The organism is Acrocarpospora pleiomorpha, assembly GCF_009687885.1.
In the GTDB taxonomy this organism is placed as follows: domain Bacteria; phylum Actinomycetota; class Actinomycetes; order Streptosporangiales; family Streptosporangiaceae; genus Acrocarpospora; species Acrocarpospora pleiomorpha.
In genome coordinates this window covers 1-3299 of record NZ_BLAF01000085.1, presented here as the reverse complement: position 1 = coordinate 3299, position 3299 = coordinate 1, and the positions used below count along the sequence as shown (strand labels likewise).

Sequence of the window (3299 nt, the reverse complement as noted above, 5' to 3'; positions counted from 1 at the left end):
GAGCTGGAGTGCGGGACAAGGTGAAATAGGGTCATGAGCGTTTCGCGGATTCATGTGCGTGGTGATGATCCTTACGACGTGGTCGTGGGGGCTGGGGTGCTGGCGGAGTTGCCTGGTCTGGTGGGGGATGGGGTCAGGACTGTCGCGGTGGTCTGTCCTGCGAGTCTGCCGGAGATTTCGCGGCCGGTCTGTGATGTGCTGAGGGCCGCGGGGTATGAGGTTCTGGCGTTGCCGGTGCCCGATGGGGAGCAGGCGAAGACGTCGAGTGTCGCGGCGGAGTTGTGGTCCGCGTTCGGGCGGTTTGGGATGACGCGGTCGGATGCGGTGGTCGGGGTCGGTGGGGGAGCCACCACTGACCTGGCCGGGTTCGTGGCGGCCACCTGGTTGCGTGGTGTCCGGCTGGTTCAGGTGCCGACCACGTTGCTGGCCATGGTGGACGCGGCCGTGGGCGGGAAGACGGGGATCAACACGCCGGAGGGCAAGAACCTCGTGGGGGCGTTCTATCCGCCGAAGGGCGTGCTCTGCGATCTGGCGACTCTGGTGAGCGTGCCGCGTGAGGACTACGTGGCCGGGCTGGCCGAGATCATCAAGGGTGGATTCATCGCGGATCCGACGATCCTGATGCTGATCGAGGACGATCCCGCCGGGGCCCGGGTTCCGGAGGGCGAGCATACGCGGGCGCTGATCGAACGGAAGATTCAAATCAAGGCGGATGTCGTGAGCGCCGATCTGAAGGAGAGCGGCCTGCGGGAGATCCTCAACTACGGGCACACGCTGGCGCACGCGATCGAGCGAGCCGAGAACTACCACATCCGTCACGGCGAAGCGGTCGCGATCGGCCTGGTCTACGCGGCCGAGCTGTCCCGCCTGGACGGGCGGATCGGCGACGACATCGTGGATCGCACCCGCTCGATCCTGACCTCGGTCGGCCTGCCGACCTCCTACCGCAAAGACGCCTGGCCAGAACTCCGCGAACACATGCGCATCGACAAGAAGAGCCGCGGCGCCAAACTCCGCTTCGTCGTCCTCAACGGCCTCGCCCAGCCGTCCCGCCTCGAAGACCCCTCCGAGGAACTACTGGAATCAGCCTTCTACGAGATCTCCAGATGATCTTTACCCAAGGCGTCCAGGCCTGAGAACCCAAGCCTGACGGATATACGCGTGTACGCCTACCGCTGGGCGATCGGTTGATGAGGCGGAAGCAGACTCGTCGATGTCGCCGGACGGACGTACTCGCGTCGGCGCCTGATCGCCCGAAGAGTCGGTCCGTTGAAGGTCAACACGCCATTCCCCCGGCCTGGACGACCGCGCTCCCAGAGCCAACGCGGACATATTCTCCCGCAAAGGTCACGGTGTGGGCTGGCTTCTGGCGGTGCGGGTGGCTAGGCCGTGGATTGGCGCGCTGAATACGGCGGGAACGTTCGCGTTGGTTTGGGAGCGTGATTGTCCTAGCTGGGAATGGTCTGTTGATGGTCGCTGGGGTCATGTTTTTTTCACCTGGCCCTCGCACCGTCGATGTTGGGTTACGAACTGTCGGCGGTTGATCAGCATCTGTTAGTCCGTGTTCAGTCTCCTGCCTCTGGCGGGTGACTCGGCTCGCCAAGCGTCGAGTTGGTCGGCGGGTCAGAGCAAGGCTTCGTTCTCTCCGCGCTGGCCCTCTCGGGCTCCTGACTACGACACCCGCCGTCGAGACGAGCGGTGAGGAGAACTCCCCTCCACGCGCGTGGCGCAACAATGCCACTAACTTTGATCATCTTCCTGGTCGGGCCGCCTTTGATCAAAGTCCCCGTCGGAAAGACCACGCCAAGAATCCGCTGTCGCCCCGCACCACCATCATGTTCTGGCTCCTCACGCCACCGCGGGCCCGCTCCGAGACCGAACCCACCGTCATATGCCGCACCCGATCGGGGACAGCACCCCCTGCTACAGGCGTCCGGGCCGGCACGGTCGTTGCCGGAGTTCCCTGCCGTCGGCGGTGCTAGCGGACTCGCCGTGGGCCAACTGCTCGACGTCGCGGCGCTCGTAAGGGTGCGTGCGGCCGATCCGAGGGCCTGTTCTTCGCGGTTGAGGGTCCGCGGGTTGGTGTGCTGCTCCTGATCGGGCGCGGCGGATGGCTCTTCGGGTCGTGGCAGGTGGGCAGGTAGATCTTTTCGCGAAGCGTGTGACCTGCGGTTTTGTCGTGGATCAAGGCCAGGTTCTGTCGGAGCTGCTGGATAGCCTGAGGGCAGCTTTTCGGATCGGCTGGAGCGAGAGGGGGTGTCTTCCATGCTCGGGTTTCCGTTCGAGGTGCTGGATCCCTCCCGTGCGAAGGGTGTCTCCGGCCGCGAGTTGCCCGCATTGCTGAAGGGGACGTTGCTGGACCCTGGGTACGTCCCACCCCAGCGTTCCACCGACGACGCCTCCGACGACGCCTCCGACGACACATACGGCGACGCGTATAGCGACGCATGGCGGCAGAACGCACGGCAGCAGTTTCTCCACGACCGCTCCACCGACTCTGGCCGCTTCACCGACGGTGCCCGCTCCACCGAGGCCGGCCGATCCACCGACGGTGCCCGCTCGGCGGGGGCGGAGGCCTCGGCAGGGCCGCAGGCCTGTGGTGAGCCGGTGGGTTCTGGGGTGCCGGTGGGTTCTGGGGTGCTGGTGTCGGAGTTGAGGCAGCGTGCGTCTCTGCTTGCGGTGTCCGATCTGCCCGACAGCAGCGGGTTGTGTGTGGGTGAGACGGAGGAGTTGTTGTTCACGCGGGATCGGCTGGATTCGGCGATCGCCGCGCGGGTGGGGCGGGTTCATGCGGCGGGTGAGGCCAGGAGTGCCGGTAGTGGTGGGCATGCTTCGACTGGGACCTGGTTGCGTGCTTCGGCGGGGATGAGCGGCGGGGGCGCGTCTCGTCTGGTCCGGTTGGCGGCTCAGTTGGCCCGGCTGCCCGTGGTGCGGGACCGGTTTGCCTGCGGCGCGCTGGCGGAGGGGTCGGTTGATGCGATCTGTCAGGTCACCGATCGTCTGAGTGATGCGCAGGCGGCGCTGGTGGAGCCGATTCTGGTGGAGTTGGCCGACGGCGCGTCTCCGGCGGAGATCGGCAAGGCCGGGCGTTATCTGCGTGAGTTGCTGGATCCGGGCGCTCTGGAGGATGAGGCCGAAGACGACTACGCGACGCGTTTTCTGCTGGTCCGCCCGTCCAGTACCGGTGGTGTGGAGGGGGAGTTCCGGTTGCCTCGTGAGGCCGGTGCCCGGCTGCGTGAGTTCCTTACCGCTTATGCGAGGCCGAGGGGCAAGGACGATGACCGTCCGCTGCGGGTCCG

At 66.1% G+C, this 3299-nt stretch carries 2 protein-coding genes; both read left to right on the top strand.

From position 1 onward, the window contains the following. The first annotated feature begins 33 nt into the window (after positions 1-33). A complete protein-coding gene (aroB, locus tag Aple_RS45830) occupies positions 34-1110 on the top strand; it encodes a 3-dehydroquinate synthase (RefSeq protein WP_155351088.1) in 1077 nt (358 codons plus the stop codon). Between the two features lie 1155 nt (positions 1111-2265). Next, the coding region (locus Aple_RS45825; RefSeq protein WP_155351087.1) for a DUF222 domain-containing protein at positions 2266-3299 on the top strand (1034 nt) is incomplete at its 3' end.

Coding starts and splice junctions, on each gene's coding strand:
- aroB (WP_155351088.1), top strand. CDS start 34: ATGAGCGTTTCGCGGATTCATGTGCGTGGTGATGATCCTTACGACGTG.